The organism is Methanofastidiosum sp., assembly GCA_013178285.1.
In the GTDB taxonomy this organism is placed as follows: Archaea; Methanobacteriota_B; Thermococci; order Methanofastidiosales; family Methanofastidiosaceae; genus Methanofastidiosum.
The window spans coordinates 1-18,319 of record JABLXD010000034.1 but is presented as its reverse complement, the minus strand read 5'-3'; the positions used below and the strand labels follow the sequence as shown (position 1 = coordinate 18,319).

14 protein-coding genes and 2 pseudogenes are annotated in these 18,319 nt (G+C 32.2%); 14 read left to right on the top strand and 2 right to left on the bottom strand.

The annotated features are described in order from the left end of the window. The first annotated feature begins 215 nt into the window (after positions 1-215). Positions 216-1,352: a glycosyltransferase family 4 protein gene (locus HPY60_09545; protein ID NPV51423.1), complete on the top strand. Its 1,137-nt coding sequence runs from the start codon at positions 216-218 to the stop codon at positions 1,350-1,352. 63 nt (positions 1,353-1,415) lie between these two features. Here the strand turns inward: HPY60_09545 and HPY60_09540 are convergent, their stop codons facing one another. Continuing rightward, positions 1,416-1,577, bottom strand: coding sequence for a hypothetical protein (locus tag HPY60_09540; protein ID NPV51422.1), 162 nt, complete (start codon positions 1,575-1,577; stop codon positions 1,416-1,418). Between HPY60_09540 and HPY60_09535 the strand changes: the two are divergent. The 10 genes and pseudogenes from HPY60_09535 (at position 1,558) to wecB (ending at position 13,853) form a co-directional block, all read left to right on the top strand. Continuing rightward, positions 1,558-2,877: pseudogene (locus HPY60_09535) on the top strand (IS1380 family transposase). The gene HPY60_09540 and the pseudogene HPY60_09535 sit on opposite strands and share 20 nt — an antisense overlap. 604 nt (positions 2,878-3,481) lie before the next feature. Beyond that, positions 3,482-4,549: a glycosyltransferase family 4 protein gene (locus tag HPY60_09530; protein NPV51421.1), complete on the top strand. Its 1,068-nt coding sequence runs from the start codon at positions 3,482-3,484 to the stop codon at positions 4,547-4,549. Beyond that, on the top strand, positions 4,542-5,864 hold the full coding sequence (locus HPY60_09525) for an oligosaccharide flippase family protein (protein NPV51420.1): 1,323 nt from the start codon (positions 4,542-4,544) through the stop codon (positions 5,862-5,864). The genes HPY60_09530 and HPY60_09525 overlap by 8 nt, the downstream gene beginning before the upstream one ends. Further along, positions 5,861-7,174: a hypothetical protein gene (locus tag HPY60_09520; protein ID NPV51419.1), complete on the top strand. Its 1,314-nt coding sequence runs from the start codon at positions 5,861-5,863 to the stop codon at positions 7,172-7,174. The genes HPY60_09525 and HPY60_09520 overlap by 4 nt, the downstream gene beginning before the upstream one ends. Positions 7,175-7,277: 103 nt before the next feature. Beyond that, the gene (locus tag HPY60_09515; protein ID NPV51418.1) at positions 7,278-8,459 is read left to right on the top strand and encodes a glycosyltransferase; all 1,182 of its coding nucleotides are present in this window, start codon (positions 7,278-7,280) and stop codon (positions 8,457-8,459) included. A gap of 10 nt (positions 8,460-8,469) precedes the next feature. Continuing rightward, complete coding sequence (locus tag HPY60_09510; protein NPV51417.1) at positions 8,470-9,354, top strand: glycosyl transferase; 885 nt, start codon at positions 8,470-8,472, stop codon at positions 9,352-9,354. 15 nt (positions 9,355-9,369) lie between these two features. Further along, positions 9,370-10,485, top strand: a complete 1,116-nt coding sequence (locus HPY60_09505; GenBank protein ID NPV51416.1) for a CapA family protein — start codon at positions 9,370-9,372, stop codon at positions 10,483-10,485. Positions 10,486-10,533: 48 nt separating this feature from the next. Further along, on the top strand, positions 10,534-11,580 hold the full coding sequence (locus HPY60_09500; GenBank protein NPV51415.1) for a polysaccharide biosynthesis protein: 1,047 nt from the start codon (positions 10,534-10,536) through the stop codon (positions 11,578-11,580). 35 nt (positions 11,581-11,615) lie between these two features. Beyond that, positions 11,616-12,725, top strand: coding sequence for a capsular polysaccharide biosynthesis protein CapF (locus HPY60_09495; protein ID NPV51414.1), 1,110 nt, complete (start codon positions 11,616-11,618; stop codon positions 12,723-12,725). A gap of 3 nt (positions 12,726-12,728) precedes the next feature. Beyond that, a complete protein-coding gene (wecB, locus tag HPY60_09490; GenBank protein ID NPV51413.1) occupies positions 12,729-13,853 on the top strand; it encodes a UDP-N-acetylglucosamine 2-epimerase (non-hydrolyzing) in 1,125 nt (374 codons plus the stop codon). Between the two features lie 351 nt (positions 13,854-14,204). On the opposite strand, the pseudogene HPY60_09485 reads toward wecB, so the two are convergent. Next, positions 14,205-15,571 (bottom strand): annotated as a pseudogene (locus tag HPY60_09485) (DDE-type integrase/transposase/recombinase). A gap of 190 nt (positions 15,572-15,761) precedes the next feature. On the opposite strand from HPY60_09485, the gene HPY60_09480 reads away from it, so the two are divergent. The 3 genes from HPY60_09480 to HPY60_09470 all read left to right on the top strand — a co-directional run. Continuing rightward, positions 15,762-16,787 carry an NAD-dependent epimerase gene (locus HPY60_09480; protein NPV51412.1) on the top strand — a complete coding sequence of 342 codons (1,026 nt, stop codon included), beginning with the start codon at positions 15,762-15,764 and terminating at the stop codon, positions 16,785-16,787. Positions 16,788-16,823: 36 nt separating this feature from the next. Further along, positions 16,824-17,990, top strand: a complete 1,167-nt coding sequence (locus tag HPY60_09475; protein ID NPV51411.1) for a nucleotide sugar dehydrogenase — start codon at positions 16,824-16,826, stop codon at positions 17,988-17,990. Between the two features lie 24 nt (positions 17,991-18,014). Continuing rightward, positions 18,015-18,319: NTP transferase domain-containing protein (locus HPY60_09470; protein NPV51410.1), on the top strand; the 305-nt coding region annotated here is incomplete at its 3' end.

The window sequence follows — 18,319 nt, the reverse complement described above, 5'->3', positions numbered from 1 at the left end:
CCTTTAGACCGAATTCTTTCTCTGGCCGGGCTAACACCTGATATTTATACAATCATTAGGAAAAGGCCGCATTATTTACTGGAATGAAAAATGTGGAATCCTCGTAATTAAGGGTGCGAAATGTAGGTTATATCATTATTTCAATATTAAATTGAGTGATGATGTAGAGTATACCATTCAAACTGTGGAATATTTAGTTAAAGGAGCATGTTATAATGGCTAGAGTATTGGTTACGGCACATTTAGGCCGACATTTTAGAATTTTTGGACACTATGATTACAAAGTTTTATTAAGTATGGGGCATGAAGTACATATTGCAGCTAATTTTAATGATAAAATAGACCATTTTGAAGATCCAAATGTAATAAAGCATCAAATTGATTTTGTGAGAAATCCTTTTAGCACTGGTAATATAAAAGCTTTAAAACAGCTTGAAAAATTATTTGATGATATTCATTTTGATATTATCCATTGTCAATCACCTTCTGGTGGTGCTATAACTCGTTTAGCAGCTAAAAAAACTAGAAAAAAAGGTACCAAAGTTTTATATACGGCTCATGGTTTGCATTTTTTTAAAGGAGCTCCACTTAAAAACTGGTTGATCTATTACAATATTGAAAAATGGCTAAGTCGATTTACAGATTGTATAATTACAATAAACAATGAGGACTACATTGCGGCACAGAAATTATTAAAAATAAATGATGTAAAATATATACCAGGTGTTGGAATAGATTTAAATAAGTTTAAACCTCAAACTCTTAAAAATAAAAAAGAACTAAGAAAAAAATATGGATATGATGAAAATGATTTTATTATAATTTATGTTGCTGAAATGAGCTATAGAAAACATCAAGATTTACTTATAAATGTAGCTAATATATTAAAAACGAAAATTCCTAATTTGAAATTATTATTAGTAGGTACAGGTAACTTATTAGACAAATATAAGGAACAAACTAAAAATTTAAATTTAGAACAATATATTCATTTCTTAGGATACCGAAGTGATGTTCCAAATCTTATGACTATTGCTGACGTTGCAGTTTCATCATCAAGACAAGAGGGTTTACCAGTTAATGTTATGGAAGCAATGGTTACAGGATTGCCTCTTGTGGTTACAGATTGTAGAGGGAATCGGGATTTAGTTAAAAATGGTGAGAATGGATATGTTGTTGATATAGATGATGTAGATGGGTTTGTGAATGCAGTTGAAAAAATTTACAAATCACAAGAATTAAGAACAAAGTTTGGGCAAAAAAGTTTAGAATGTATTGAATCATATTCACTTGAAAATGTAAGAAGAGAGATGGAAAAAATTTATGAGAATTATATTTACCTGAATCCGTGATAACAAACTTTCAAAAACACTGATAACACATACATAACTGCACTTTCATAGATTTAAAGATAATCACCCAACAGGTGAAACATACTCTACCTTTAGCAGAAGAAAGTATCGAACCTTTATTAGCTCTGCTTTTTCAAAATTAGACTTGTACTTTTCATCAGATTGTTGTATGATAGAATCAGGATAAATTTCAGATTGTGGAGGAATTACAATGGTTCGATACATATTTGAACAATCCGATGAAATTATTACAACATTTAGCGGATTATCCGCAGTTGGCCAACTGTTAGATAAAACTTCTTTAACAAAAAGACTAAATAGAGTAATTGTGCCTGATGTTACCTTTATCAAAATTTCAAACAGCGATATAGCAAGATCATACATTGGCCTTTTGTGTCAGGGCAAAAATGATTTTGAGTATATAGAATGTTATCATGACGATTTCTTCTTTGCACAGTCACTGGGAATCAAAAAAGTTCCATCAAGTTCAAGGCTGCAACAACGTCTAGATGCAGCTGCTAGTAAATGGGAGAATATCATACTTGAAGAATCAGCCAAAATGATCAAATCAGTTGGTGCCACAATTACTCCTTGTTATGAAAAACTGGTTGCTCTTGATATAGATGTATCCCCATTCGACAATTCAAAAACAAAGAAAGAAGGAGTATCCAGGACATATAAGGGTTTTGACGGATATGCTCCGATTTTTGCTTATCTTGGGCAGGAAGGTTACTGCATAAATGTAGAACTTCGTAAAGGCAAAACCCACTGTCAAAACGGCACGGTAGAATTTTTAAAACAAAGCATACTTTATGCAAAAAGTATTACCGATGCACCGATACTTATCAGGATGGATGCAGGTAATGACGCTGCTTTGAATATTCAAGTATGTCGTAAAACACATGTTGATTTTATAATTAAACGAAATTTACGCCGTGAAAGCCCCAAGTTATGGTTATATACTGCACAACAACATGGTAAGGCAATTAAGGAACGAGAAGGTAAAACGGTATATTGGGGTGAAATAAAAACATCGTATAAAAACCTTACCGAACCTGTTCGCATTGTTTTTAAGGTTACGGAAGAAAGTATCAGGGAAGACGGTCAAATAATGTTAGAACCTGATATCAAAGTAGAAACCTAGTCGACTTCACTTTTTTATCCTCCTGAAGTTATTGCGAAACTGTATTGCGATCATGGGACCAGCGAACAGTTTCATAATGAAATAAAAACCGATATGGATTTAGAGCGTTTACCATCCGGGAAATTTGCAACTAATAACCTGATTCTGCATCTGGGTATTCTTGCATATAACATTTTACGAGTTATGGGTCAGGAAAGTCTTTGCAAAAATGATGCTCCTGTCAGGAAAAAAGTCAGCCGTAGGAGAATCCGGACGGTTATTCAAAATTTGATTACTTTGGCTGCAAAACTTGTTCAGCATGGTAGAAGGTATTATTTACGGTTTAGTAGAAGTTGTGCATGGTTTTATACTGCTAAAAGGTTATATACCTCTTTTACATAACATGATGTAATAATACAATAATGGTTTTGGTGTAGAAACGCCTTCTATAGGTTGGGGTTTCACATAGAGTATTTTTGTTGGAAAATGTAATTAATACCCCTGAAAAAATGAAATTTTTGAGGGTTAGTTGGGTATTGCTTAAATATTTGCTTTGTTTTAAGTATATGTTGTTTCTTCGTTTGTTGCTAAATGATATTTGTATGGTTTTGTTGTTAATTCTAAATTAGGTATAGTGTTTTTTGTAAAAAGTATTTTTTTGATAAGCCATCACGGATTCAGGTTTAAATAAGGAATTATTAACTGTTACATATATTCTTTTATTTATAATCTATTAAAAAGGTTTGCTATGCTTAATAATGGAAGATATGAACGCAGCACCGCTCTATGCTGTTTCAAAAACTAGAGGGAATGTTGATTTGATTGAATAAGGTGAAGGTGTTATCTTTGCAAATCTTATGACATTAATAGTTTTAAAGGAACTAGTGTTCTGCAACAGACAGTGCATTAAGAAAGTCAATGAGGCTTAGTAATTTTTAAAAGTCAGTCGATTTGATGTTGAGAATGTTAAGGTAGAAGTCAAAAATATACAAAGAGGTGTTGCAGAATGGATAATAGAGAGGAAACTAAAAGAATAGTATTTTTAATAGGTAGCATGGGAAGAGGAGGAGCAGAGAGAGTAATCTCTATTCTAGCAAATAGCTATGCAGAAAGAGGTTGGAAAGTTGATATATTAATGCTACTAAATAGCCGTTGTGATTATGAATTAAATCATAATGTCAATGTTATACCAATATGCAATGAGAATAAATCTAGAATTAGGCAATTGCCAAATTGGATATCTAGTATTCGAAAATATGTCATTGAAAACAAGCCAGATAGAATTGTTTCATTTATTGCACGCATTAATATTATTACTATACTATCTTGTATTGGCTTAAAACAACGAATAATAGTATCAGAACGGAACGATCCTACTGCAGATGGTAGGTCTATATTTGTACGGCTTGCGACACATTTACTTTATCCTTTTGTTGATTGCGTTGTATTTCAAACAAAATGGGCTCAGTCCTGTTTTTCTAAAAGAATACAGAACAAAAGTGTAATTATACCAAATCCTATTCATGTGACTGGATTAGCTTCAAATACGAAAGAAAAAAAGATAGTAGCTGTTGGACGCTTGGTGGAACAAAAAAACCATGCTATGTTAATTCGTGCGTTTAAAAAAGTACATGATAATTACCCAGAATATAAGTTATATATATATGGGGAAGGAAAATTACGAGATGCACTGGTAAAACAAATAAAGGAATTAGGGCTTACAAATGCTGTTTTTCTTCCTGGTAATGTATCCAATATCCACGAAAAGATAGCAGATGCTGAGATGTTTGTTCTATCCTCCAATTATGAGGGATTATCAAATGCCTTATTAGAGGCTATGATGATGGGGTTGCCCTGTATATCAACAGATTGCGCGGGGTCAAATGAGGTTATTCAAAATGGTGAGAATGGGATATTAGTGCGGGTTGGTTCAGAAGAAGAGCTTATAGAAGCAATTAAATTATTGATTTCTGATTATAACATTAGAAGTAAGATTTCGGAGGGTGCAGTAAAGTCATCTACGAATTTTAATGCTGATATTATAGTTAAAAAGTGGCAAGAAATAATTGAATAAATTTAAGAAGGGAAAATGCGGATTGAGAATAAATAAATCGGATATTATATTTACATTAAAAAGTACAAAAAATAATAATAACACAAAAAAGTATGCTTATCAAGCAACTATACAACTGATTTCTAACTTTGTGACACTTGTTTTAAGTTTTTTGATTAACATCGTTGCCACAAAAAATATAGATCCAAATGCATATGGGGAGTATAGGTATGTTGTTAATTACTTATTGATGATACCTGGCTTAATCAATTTGGGGTATCCGAACTCAGCAGGGCGTATTGCTGCTATAAGTCAAGAAACTGAACAAAGTAAAATCAGCGGTTATGGCTTTACAGTTAGTTTTATTACTGCATTAATTTATATATTGATTTCTATACCATTAATATCTGTATTGAATGCAAATGAAATAATAAATATAACGTGGTACGCAATATACTTTACTCCTTATATTATTTTATCTACCATGCAATTAACTGTTAAAGCAATTTTGACAGGTCAAAATAAGATATATTCACTTTCAATATTTAATTTAATTCCGCAGACTCTTATTTTTATTGTAGTACTTGTTCAAATATATGTTTTCAGATATACAAACACTTTAACATTACTAATTCCATATGTTGTAATTAATGGTTTGGCAATTATATACAGAATATACAAATGCAACCCAATTCGTGTGAAAATTTCTGAGAGTTTTTTAGCTCTAAAAGAAGAAAACAAGCGTTTTGGATTTAAAGTATATATCGGTTCAATATTTGGCGTTATTGTTGGACAAGTTATAGGCTTAATAAGTGGCAGTTTCGTAGGTATGGAGAACTATGGTTATTTTTCGTTAGCATTTAGTTTTGTAGCACCGTTTCAAATGTTGGCTTCTACTTTTGGTACAGTTTTATACAAATCTAATGTTAAAAGAAAAAGATTATCCTTTCAATTGTTCTCCTTTGTTATTGGCTTTAATTTAGTAGCATACTTGCTTTTCTACATATTTATAGATTATTTTTTTATAAGTATCTTTTCGATCGAATATATACAGTCACTTTCTTATATGAAAGTTTTGGCGTTGTATGGAATTTGTTTGGGATTAGGTGATTTTATCAATCGTTTTTTGGGGGCAAAGGGTTATGGGAAAACACTTATGACAGGAGCAATTTTTTCGGGATTATCTATGATAATTGCGGCTATAATATTTGTTCCCAAATTTAAAGTAATAGGTTTAATTGTTGCATTTATGTTATCGGGATTAGTTTATTTATTAAGCATGGTAACTGGATATATAAATTATAGAAGAAGTAATATTGGAGGAGACAAACTATGAAAAAGTCGAATAAACGAAATACAAGTTATAGATGGATACCATTTATAATCATTGTACTTTATACAATGATTACTCTTTTGATATCTTTTTGGGGCCCTTTACAATATTGCAATTATAATAAGTTATTAGTTTTTGCTTATGTAATTAGCTTTTTGTTTTTCACATGGTTTGGAATGATGGTTGGCTTAAAATCAAAAATAAAACAAAATTATAAGATTACCGAAAAAAAAAGAGTTACTTTCCGAAGGAAAATAGCAACTATCACTCTTATAGTTTTAGTGATTAAAAGTTTACTATTAATTAGTAGTATTAAACTATATGGATTTCCTGATTTTAGCAATTTATTTACGATTATGGCAATAACATATACTAAAAAGAGCTTAGGAATTTTTGCTGATAAGAATATATTTAGACAAATAGATACGTTTACTACATTTTTATATATTATATCAGTTTGCGGGGTTTTATATGACTGGGAAAAAACAAAGAAAAGCATTAAAGTTGTTATGATAATAAATATATTATTAACATTAATATATACAATATTCTATATTGGTGATCAGAAACCATTTATGGATGTAATGATTTACATTCTAAGTGCAGTGTTAGTAATTAAAGTGAAAAAAGGTAAAAAAGTGTTTTCCTTAGGAAACAGTATTAAAATAGTTTCAGGAGTTGTCATTGCTACTTTATTCTTTTCAACTATAGTTATGAATAGAAAGATATTATGGGGTAGCACACAATCGGTATATTTAGGGAGATTTATCACACTTAATCTTGAACATCCATTGTTAGCTTTATTTCCTGATTCCATGAAGTATCAAATAGGTTTTTTTCTAATATACCCGACAATGGGGTGGTATGGGTTATCGCTTACGTTACAACTTCCATTTGAATGGTCATATTTCTTAGGGAGTGCGCGAGGACTTAACAGCATTATTTCTCAGTTTATACCAAGTGTACCAGATATGTATACTAAAACATATTTAGCAAGAATGGAAATGACGTTTGGTTATGATGGTCTTAGTAATTGGCATACAATTTTCCCTTGGCTTGCAAGTGATTTTACTTTTATTGGAACCTTGATATTTATGGGGTGTATAGCTTATATCTATGCCAAGAGTTGGAAGCAAACAGTTGAATATGACAATCCTATTTCATTTATAATGTTTTCAACATTGAATATCATGTATTTGTACTTAACCGCTAATAATCAGCTTTTTGTACAAAGAGGGTCTACGGTAGCGACATTTATAATATTTGGCATTTGGTTTTTAAAAAGTAAATATTATAACTTTAGAAAAAATTAAGAGGTTAATGAACTTTAACTACTTCAAAAGTAAAGCAGAGTAATGACGATACCAATGATGACTATCACAAATTGAAATATAAATACTGAAAGGAGATTATTCCATGAGTAAAAAGATGTTTTATATAGCAAATAGCTCTTTTCCATCAAATACTGCTTACGCTACGAGAATATATTATCTTTGTAAAATATATGAGTATTTAGGATATGAAATTACGGTAATTTCTACAGAAGGTGAGAATGGAAATATTTCTTGGTTAGACAAAGATTCAATCAGAATTGAGACATTTTTTCCTAAAATTACTGGTTGGAAAATGAACTTGAAGAATCTAATATTTGGAGGAAAAGAATTAAAGAGAACGCTTCTTACTTTATCTGATGAAAAACCAGATGTTGTTATTATGGGGGGGGGTTATACCCGTCTATTTAAGACTGTGAAAGACTTTTGTAATGAATCTTCTGCAAAATTAATAATTGAGGTTTGTGAATGGTTTAATGCGAGTCAATTCCATCTAGGGTGTTTTGGACCGTTCTACTGGGATAATAGAATTGCGTTAAGATTACTTTACAAAAAGGCCGATGCAATAATAACAATAAGTTCATACCTAGAAGAGTATTATAAAAAATTTAATATCAAAACCGTAAGAATACCTACTATACTTGATTCAGACTACATAAAAGAAGTTAGCGACAGCAAATTTGACAACAATAAACTAAATATAGTATACGCAGGATTCATTGGGAAAAAGAAAGATATGTTAGACGTAGTAATAAAAGCATTGATGGAAGAACCAGGTTTACAAAAGCATATTCATCTTCACATAATTGGCCCTTCTGAAGAAACTATAAGGAGCCAACTTGGGATTAGTAGGGCGTCGTATAATTATTTAAAATCGTGTATAACAGTATATGGTCCATTATCTCGTGAAGTATCTTTAGAATATGTCGCAAAAGCAGATTTTACGATTCTCATTAGACCAGATACATTAAATGCAAGAGCTGGTTTTCCAACTAAGGTTGCTGAAAGTATGCTTCAGGGGACTCCAGTAATTGCAAATCTAACGAGCGATATTGGATTGTACTTAAAAGACATGGAAACTGGAATTGTTGTGTATGGAAACACGGTCAATGATGTAATTGATGGGTTAAGAAAAGCAATTGCGTTAGATTATCCATCGATTCAAAATATGCGCAGTAAATGTAGAACTGTAGCAAAAAAAAATTTCGACTATCGCTGTTATATAGAAAAAATTAGAGATCTACTTAATTCTATAAATGTAAATTGAGGTGGTTGGTATGAACAAAGTAAGCATTTTAAAGAAGCTTAAGATTGATGGACTATTAAAATTCATACCAGATTCATTATATTTACGGTTTGCGTATTATGTTAAAGTGGGTAAAAAGCTTAATCTTAGAAATCCTCAGACTTTCAATGAAAAAATTCAATGGCTAAAACTATATGATCGAAAGCCTGAGTATACAAAGTTAGTTGATAAGTATGAAGTGAGAAAATACATCGCGGAAACGATTGGTGAAGAATATTTAATACCGCTTTTAGGAGTATACGATAATTTTGATGAAATAGATTTTGATGCTTTACCAAATGAATTTGTATTAAAACCTAACCATACCTCAGGAAACATTTATATATGCAAAGATAAATTAAAGATTAATTATGTTGAGCTAAAAAAAGAAGTCAATATGTGGCTTAAACGAAGGTATTATTGGGTTCATCGAGAATGGCCGTATAAAAATATTAAACCAAGAATTATATGTGAAAAATATATGGTGGATGAATCTGGCATAGAACTTAAAGATTACAAAATATTTTGTTTTAACGGTGAACCTAAATTGATTCAAGTTGATTACGATCGATTCAGTGGACATAAGAGAAACTTGTATGACACTGAGTGGAATTATATACCTGCTTCTATTCAATATCCTACAGATCCTAATACGATTATTAAAAAACCGAATAAGTTAAATGAAATGCTCAAGCTAGCTAGAATATTATCGAAAGATTATCCACATGTAAGGGTGGACTTCTATTACGTTAATGACAGAATTTATTTTGGAGAAATGACGTTCTATCATGGGGCGGGTTATGAAAAATTTGAACCAGAAAGTTTAGAAATGGAAATGGGTAGTTGGTTAGAATTGCCCTCAAAAATAAGTAAGTAAATTAGGAGGAGTAGTATGCAATTAATAATAGCTGGTGACTTAGTACCAACACAATCAAATATAGACTTATTCAGCAATGCCGACATAACGGCTTTACTTGGCGAAGAACTACTTTCAGTATGGAATTCTGCCGATATTCGCATATTCAATTTAGAAGTGCCTCTTACAGATAAGGAAGATCCCATTGATAAGTGTGGACCTAACCTTATTGCTCCCACAAGTACTGTAAATGGAATTAAAGCGCTAAATCCTTCGTTACTTACTTTGGCAAATAACCACATTCTAGATCAAGGAATGCAAGGGTTTAAATCGACTCAGGATATATTGAATAAGAATGAAATTCCCTTTATTGGAGTAGGAGAGAATTTATCTGAAGCAAGTAAGCCTTATATATTTCAAAAAGATGGTTTGAAGATAGGTATATATGCTTGTGCAGAACATGAATTTTCTATAGCAACTAAAAATACTTCTGGTGCAAATCCGTTTGATCCGCTTGAGAGTTTTGATCATATAGTGACATTAAAATCACAATGTGATTATGTCATTGTATTATATCATGGAGGAAAAGAACATTATCGATTTCCATCGCCATATCTTCAGAAAGTATGTAGAAAGATGACAGAAAAGGGAGCTGATTTGGTGGTATGTCAACATAGCCACTGTATCGGAGCTTATGAACAATATAATGGTTCGACAATTATTTACGGACAAGGAAATTTTATATTTGATCTTTCTGAAAGCGAATATTGGCAAACAGGTTTATTGGTAAAAATTATAGTATCAGGTAGCTCGAGAATAGAATTCATTCCGATTTGTAAATCTGGTAATGGCATAGTTATTGCAAATGATGGTCAGAGGGAAAAAATATTAAATGAATTAGAAGAAAGATCAATTAAAATTAGAGATGAGGAGTTTGTTGAGCAACAATATAGAAAACTTGCTTTAGAAAATCGAAATTTTTATCTAAGTCAAATATCTGGGTTTCCGAGATGGTTGAGAGGAATAGATAAGAAAATTTTGCATGGAAAACTAATCAATAGTTTATTTAATAAAAGAAAACTTGCTTGTATTAGAAATATTATTGAATGTGAAGCACATAGAGAATTATTATTAAAAGCTCTTAATGAATAATGATACGTAATAATTTTAAAATATTATTTATAACAAAGAGGTGTGAAAATGTTTAAAAACAAAACAATATTAATAACAGGAGGAACAGGGACTTTTGGTAACGCTGTTCTAAAAAGATTTCTAAATACTGAAATAGGTGAAATCAGAGTTTTCTCCCGTGATGAAAAAAAGCAAGATGATATGAGAAAATTTTATAAGAACGATAAAATTAAGTTTTACATAGGGGATGTTAGAGACCTATCAAGCATAAAAAATGCAATGTATGGAGTAGATTATGTTTTTCATGCAGCTGCATTAAAGCAAGTTCCATCGTGTGAGTTCTTTCCGATGGAAGCAGTAAAGACAAATATAATAGGCACAGATAATGTACTTACTGCGGCTATAGAAGTAGGAGTAAAAAAAGTAATTTGTCTATCAACAGATAAAGCAGCCTACCCAATAAATGCTATGGGTATTTCTAAAGCAATGATGGAAAAAGTATTTATAGCAAAATCAAGAACAGTATCACCGGATAAAACACTTATTTGTGGAACACGTTATGGTAATGTTATGGCTTCAAGGGGTTCTGTTATACCACTTTTTGTTCAACAAATTAAGAGCGGGCAACCTTTAACAGTTACAGACCCGAATATGACTAGATTTTTAATGAGTATTGATGAAGCAGTAGAACTAGTAATATATGCTTTTAAAAACGCTAAAGCAGGAGATATTATGGTTCAAAAAGCTCCATCTACTAAGATAGGTGATCTTGCTCAAGCTATAAAAGAAATCTTTAATGCAGACAATGAAATAAAAATAATTGGTACTAGACATGGTGAAAAACTCTATGAGACTCTACTTACTAAAGAAGAGTATTTAGTAGCTGAAGATTTAGGAGGATTTTTCAGAGTACCTGCCGATAACCGTGACTTAAACTATGACAAGTATTTTGTTGAGGGTAATAAAAAGTTATCAGAATACAAAGAATACAACTCTCATAACACAGAAATTTTGAATGTTGAACAAATAAAAGAAAAGTTACTAACATTAGATTATATAAAACGAGAGTTGCAAGATGGTTATAGTGCTCAAGAAGTTGCAGCTTCTTTTAAATAATCTAATAAAATATAAATTGAAAGGTTGAAACTAAAATGAAAATATTAGTTACAGGCTCAAGAGGTTTTATAGGTAAAAACCTTGTAGCTGAATTAAAGAATAGAGGATATGAAAATATTTATGAATCTAATAGAGATACTGATAAGTGCCTTTTAGACAAGTATACAAAAGAATGTGAATTTGTTTTTCATTTAGCGGGTGTAAATCGTCCCAAAAATGAAGAAGAATTGATGGAAGGGAATTTTGGATTTACTTCTGAGTTATTAGAATTACTTAAAAAACACAATAACAAAGCCCCAATACTCATTACATCTTCTATACAAGCTGAAAGGGATAACCCCTATGGTAGAAGTAAAAAAGCAGGAGAAGATTTAGTTTTCTCTTACGGTAAAGAAACAGGTGTAAAAGTATTTGTTTATCGTCTACCTAATGTTTTTGGTAAATGGTGCAGGCCAAATTATAACAGTGCTATAGCAACATTTTGTCATAATATAGCTCATGATTTACTTATTACTGTGAATGATCCAAGTGTAGTGATGAATCTTGTATATATAGATGATGTAGTAGAAGAATTTATAAGAGCTTTAAGTGGGAATGAAAATAGAGCGGGAGATTTTTGTGAAGTTCCAATTGTTCATACAATTACCCTTGGGGAGATTGTTGACTTAATTTATTCATTTAAGAGGAGTAGAGAAGAACGTTCTATACCAAACATGTCTGATGAGTTTACAAAGAAGTTATATAGTACATACTTAAGCTATTTACCTAAAGACAAATTTAGTTATGAGCTTAAAATGAATGTAGACAGCAGAGGTTCTTTTACAGAGTTTATAAAGACTTTGGATAGAGGGCAAGTTTCAGTAAATATATCAAAACCAGGAGTTACAAAGGGAAATCATTGGCATAATACAAAAAATGAAAAGTTTCTTGTAGTAAGTGGAAAAGGCGTTATTCGTTTTAGAAAAATTGATTCTGATGAAATTATTGAGTATTATGTCAGTGGAGATAAATTAGAAGTTATAGATATACCACCAGGTTATACCCACAACATTGAAAATCTTGGTGAAACAGACATGGTAACAATAATGTGGGCAAATGAACCTTTTGATCCAGAAAAACCAGATACATATTATTTGGAGGTTTAATATATGAAGAAACTAAAAGTAATGACAGTAGTTGGAACAAGACCAGAGATTATAAGACTTTCACAGGTTATTAAAAAATTTGAAGAATCAGAAGCGATAGAACATATATTAGTTCATACAGGACAAAATTATGATTATGAATTAAATGAGGTGTTTTTTAAGGACTTAGACTTAAAAAAACCAGATTATTTTTTAAATGCAGCAACAGGAACTCCCATGGAGACTATAGGTAATATTTTAATTAAAATAGATCCCATTTTAGAAGAAGTTAAGCCAGATGCTTTTTTGGTTTTAGGTGATACAAACAGTTGTTTATGTGCTATTGCAGCAAAGAGAAGACACATACCTATATTTCATATGGAAGCTGGTAATAGATGCTTTGATCAAAGAGTGCCAGAGGAAACAAATAGAAAGATAGTTGACCATATTGCTGATATAAATTTAACCTATAGCGATATAGCGAGAGAATATTTAATAAGAGAAGGATTTCCAATAGATAGAATAATAAAAACAGGAAGTCCTATGTATGAAGTAATAAATGCTAAAAAAGAAGATATTGAAAAATCTGATGTACTTGAAAGATTAGGACTTGAAAAAGAGAAATATTTTGTAGTATCAGCTCATAGAGAGGAGAATATTAATTCAGAAACAAACTTCTTTGATTTGGTTGATAGTTTAAATGCTATAGCAGAAAAGTATGAGCTACCTATTATAGTAAGTACTCATCCAAGAACAAGAAAAATGATAGAATTAAAAGGAATAAAATTTAATTCTTTAGTTAAAACTATGAAACCATTAGGCTTTAATGACTATATTAAAATTCAAATAAATGCAAAGGCTGTTTTAAGTGATAGCGGAACCATTAGTGAAGAATCATCAATACTTGGACTAAGAGCCCTTAATATAAGACAAGCCCACGAAAGACCAGAAGCGATGGAAGAAGCTTCAGTTATGATGGTAGGACTTAAAAAAGAGAGAATTCTTCAAGGACTTGAGGTATTAGAGGCACAAAAAAAAAATACATTAAGACTTGTGAGTGACTATAGTATGCCTAATGTGTCTGATAAAGTATTAAGGATAATATTGTCCTATACTGATTATGTAAACAGGGTTGTATGGGGGAAATAAATTTTATATAGCCTTAATCTCATAAAACTTTCAAAATATATTGTATTAGTGTTGTGTTATTTATTATTTGGTTGCGTCAGATAAAGTATGAGGATTCCCTAAAAGCTGGAATCAAGAGGCAGTAGCTAACAAACCAAGCGAAAATATCAAAAACAAGACAGAATAATAGAGCAGCAAACACCCTTTGAAGAAGCCCAAAAGGCATACAATACCCTGGGGTAAAGGATTGGTTCAAAACCAGTATAGGTTACCTTCCGGAACCTGTCAAGGGTAAAGGCTACCGCCCCAGCTAGCGCTGGCCCTTGACAGAACCCGTCAGGCAATCAGGAAAGTAGCCAGAACCAATCCCAGTTAAGCAGCGTAATCAACGAACCACCGAATCAGATTTGCCCAGTTATCAATCAGTTTACCCCTGTTATCCTTAAGGGGTAGAGGCGGCCTATTATCGAAAGCGGCATGAGGTTTCAAATGATTGTAGAAGAGGTGAAAAAGCAGAGCATGAGCCACAGCACCATCAAAAGAGCCAAAAGACTTATGGCGTTTATAGTGAGCCTTATAAGAGCCAAATAAGCGTTCCAGGCGGTTTTTATACGGTCTATAAGTATACCAATCCCCATCAGGAGTAAACCCAATTACAGGGCGATGACGTATACTAACACCGAAAAAAGAGTGAGCAGCCTGAACCGCAATATCATAGATAGGAGCCTTATCAGTGACGAGAATGAACTCACGCTTACCATACCGGTCAACGACTTCCTTAAGAATAAACAAAGCAGCTTTAGCATCACAATGAGAAGAAAGATGTTGAGAGATAATAAAACCCCTTAAGCCATCACAAGCAGTAAAGAGATAATGCCACTTGCCCTTAACCTTAATATAAGTCTCATCAATCACAACAATACCTGACAGAGGAAGAGCAAATAACTTAACCAAAGGAGCAAGATAAGCAGCCAAAGAAACCACCCAGGATTGAATAGTTTCATAGGAGACCCGAACCTGCCAGAACTGCTTTATAGCAAAAGCAGCCTGTCTTAAAGACAACCCGAGGCTGATATACAAATTAACAGCCTGAGCAATCAGAAATGGCCCGAAATGGCTTTTAGCAAGGTTGACCGGTGCAATTAGTCGGGGAAGCACATTTAAGCTTCTCAGGGTCGAAATCAAAGGCTCTGAAGCGATATCTACGGTGCTGTTTAACCCATTTAGGACAGTTATCATTACGGCACTTAAAAATCAAGAAATTTTTCCTGCGTTTATCCTGGGATAAAGCATAACCACAGAAAGGGCAGCGATAAGTAGGGTATTTCTTTTTAGGAACAGGCTTTTCAGGTGCCCACTGGTGTTTACAGACCTTGCACTGGAGTTTCTGATAACCTTCAGGATCTTTACCGAAACTGCATAAATAGCTGCAGGAGCACCACATACAGGGCATTCATCGACATCCACGTTAAGAGGCTTAATGCGTCTAACAGGAGAAATGGAATCCCCTTTAGCACGAGCTTCAGAAAGGATTAATTTAAAATCTTTTTTAACTCTTTTTTCCTCAACAACAGGTAAATGGTCTTTGAGAGGAGATAGAGTTTTATAGCCTGGAGGCTTATCAGTATAAGGTTCAATATCAACTTTAAATTAAAATGTTTTGAGGCAACAAGAAAAATTTTTGAGCAAAAGTTCAGTAAAAAACCTAGAAGGAAATTGCGTAGTGGTTGTCGAAATATAACCTAGGATTCCCTCCTTTGTGGGTTTTAGGGTTATGGTTTCTCAACTACTACCTACGACACCAAGGGGAGGGAATCCTTCTTTTTTCTCAAATCTTTTTATACCAAGTATTTTAAGATTTGATAACCATTGAAATTAGGGTCTTATCTGACATAACTTATTATTTTTAAAGGAGTTTTATATATGGAGATGAATAAAAATTTAAAGATTTTAATTACCGGTGCTACTGGTTTCATAGGTTTTCACTTATCTAATTTACTACTAGATGAAGATTATGAAATAATAGGAATCGATAATCTTAATGACTATTATAACCCAAAACTAAAAGAAGATCGATTAACGATACTTAAACAAGACAACAACTTTATATTCCACAAAGTAGATCTTAAAGACAAAGCAGAAGTAGATAAAATATTCGAAACATATAGACCAGAGTATGTAATTAACCTAGCAGCTCAAGCTGGAGTTAGATACTCAATAAAAAATCCATATACTTATGTGGATTCAAATTTAGTTGGATTCATGAATATTCTTGAAGCTTGTAGAAACTATCCAGTAAAACATTTACTTTATGCTTCTTCAAGCTCTGTATATGGAGGCAATAAAGTAGTACCTTTTTCAACAAATCATAACGTAGACCATCCAGTGAGTTTATATGCTGCAACAAAGAAATCAAATGAGTTAATGGCCCATACATATAGTCATCTCTATGGTATACCTACAACAGGGCTAAGATTTTTCACAGTATATGGTCCTTGGGGAAGACCCGACATGGCTTATTTTTCATTTACAAAAAATATAATAGAAGGAAACCCTATTAAAGTATTTAACCATGGAAATATGGAAAGAGATTTTACATATATAGATGATATAGTTGAAGGGATATCTAAATTATTAGATGTTATTCCCAAACCTAATCCAGATTGGGATGAAACAAAGGATGATATAAGTACAAGTTTTGCTCCATACAAGATATACAACATAGGAAATAATCAGCCGGTAAAACTAGAAAGATTTATATCTATCCTTGAAGAAAAAATAGGTAAAAAAGCTAATAAAATATACATGGACATGCAACCAGGAGATGTATTAAGAACATATGCAGATGTTTCAGATTTAGAAAGAGATATTGGATTTAAACCATCTACAAGCATTGAAGAAGGTTTAGGTAAGTTTGTTGATTGGTATAAGGAATATTATAATGTAAAGCTTTAAATGCCGTTATTACTCAAAACAAGGGGGACATTACATATGAAAATAGCTGTAGCAGGTATAGGATATGTAGGATTATCAATAGCAGTTTTATTAGCGCAGCACAATGAGGTGACAGCCCTTGATATCATTCAAGAAAAAGTAGATATGGTAAATAGAAAGGAATCCCCTATAGTAGATAAAGAAATTCAAGAATTTCTAACTACAAAGGAATTAAACCTAGTAGCAACTACAGATAACTATAAAGCTTATAAAGATGCAGAGTTTGTTATAATAGCAACACCTACAGACTATGATCCAGAAAAAAATTATTTTAATACTAGAACTGTAGAAAGTGTTATTGCAAATGTACTTGCAATAAATCCAGATGCAGTAATGGTTATTAAATCAACTGTACCAGTAGGATACACAGAAAGAGTAAAAGAAATGTTTGATATAGATAATATTATTTTCTCACCAGAGTTTTTAAGGGAAGGAAAAGCTTTATATGATAACCTTTATCCTTCAAGAATTATTATAGGAGAAAGGTCTGAAAGGGCTAAAAAATTTGCAGATTTATTAGTACAAGGGGCAATAAAGAAAGATATTCCTGTATTATATACTAATCCAACAGAAGCAGAGGCTATAAAACTTTTTGCGAATACATATTTAGCTATGAGGGTTGCCTTCTTTAATGAATTAGATACATATGCAGAACTCAGGGGACTGAATACGAAGCAAATAATTGAAGGTGTTTGCCTTGACCCTAGAATAGGGAATTATTATAACAATCCTTCTTTTGGCTATGGTGGGTATTGTCTGCCAAAGGATACAAAACAATTACTGGCAAATTATCAAGATGTTCCCAATAATATAATTAGGGCAATAGTAGATGCTAATAGGACGAGGAAAGACCATATAGCTGATATGATAATCAAAAGAAATCCCAAGATTGTAGGCGTATATAGATTAACAATGAAAAAGGATTCTGATAACTTTAGACAATCTGCTATTCAGGGGGTAATGAAAAGAATTAAAGGCAAGGGAATAGAAGTAGTAGTATATGAACCGGTGTTAAAGGAAGAGTCTTTCTTTAACTCTAGGGTAATAAGGGATTTAGATGAATTTAAGAAAATATCCGATGTAATATTAGCAAATAGAATGTGCGAGGAGTTAAATGATGTGAAAGAGAAGGTATATACAAGGGACTTATATAATCGGGATTAGATAAAAAAAGGGGGATAACCACCAATGAAAGTCCGCAAAGCAATAATACCGGCTGCAGGTCTCGGTACCCGATTTTTACCTGCAACAAAGGCACAGCCTAAAGAAATGCTTCCTATAGTAGATAAGCCTACTATACAGTATATCATTGAAGAAGCTATCGAGTCAGGCATTGAAGAAATACTTATTATTACAGGCAGGAATAAGAGGGCTATTGAGGACCATTTTGACAGGTCTATAGAGCTTGAGTTAGAGCTTGAAAAAAAGAATAAAAAAGAGCTTTTATCTTTAGTAAGGGATATTTCAAATATGGTAAATATCCATTATGTAAG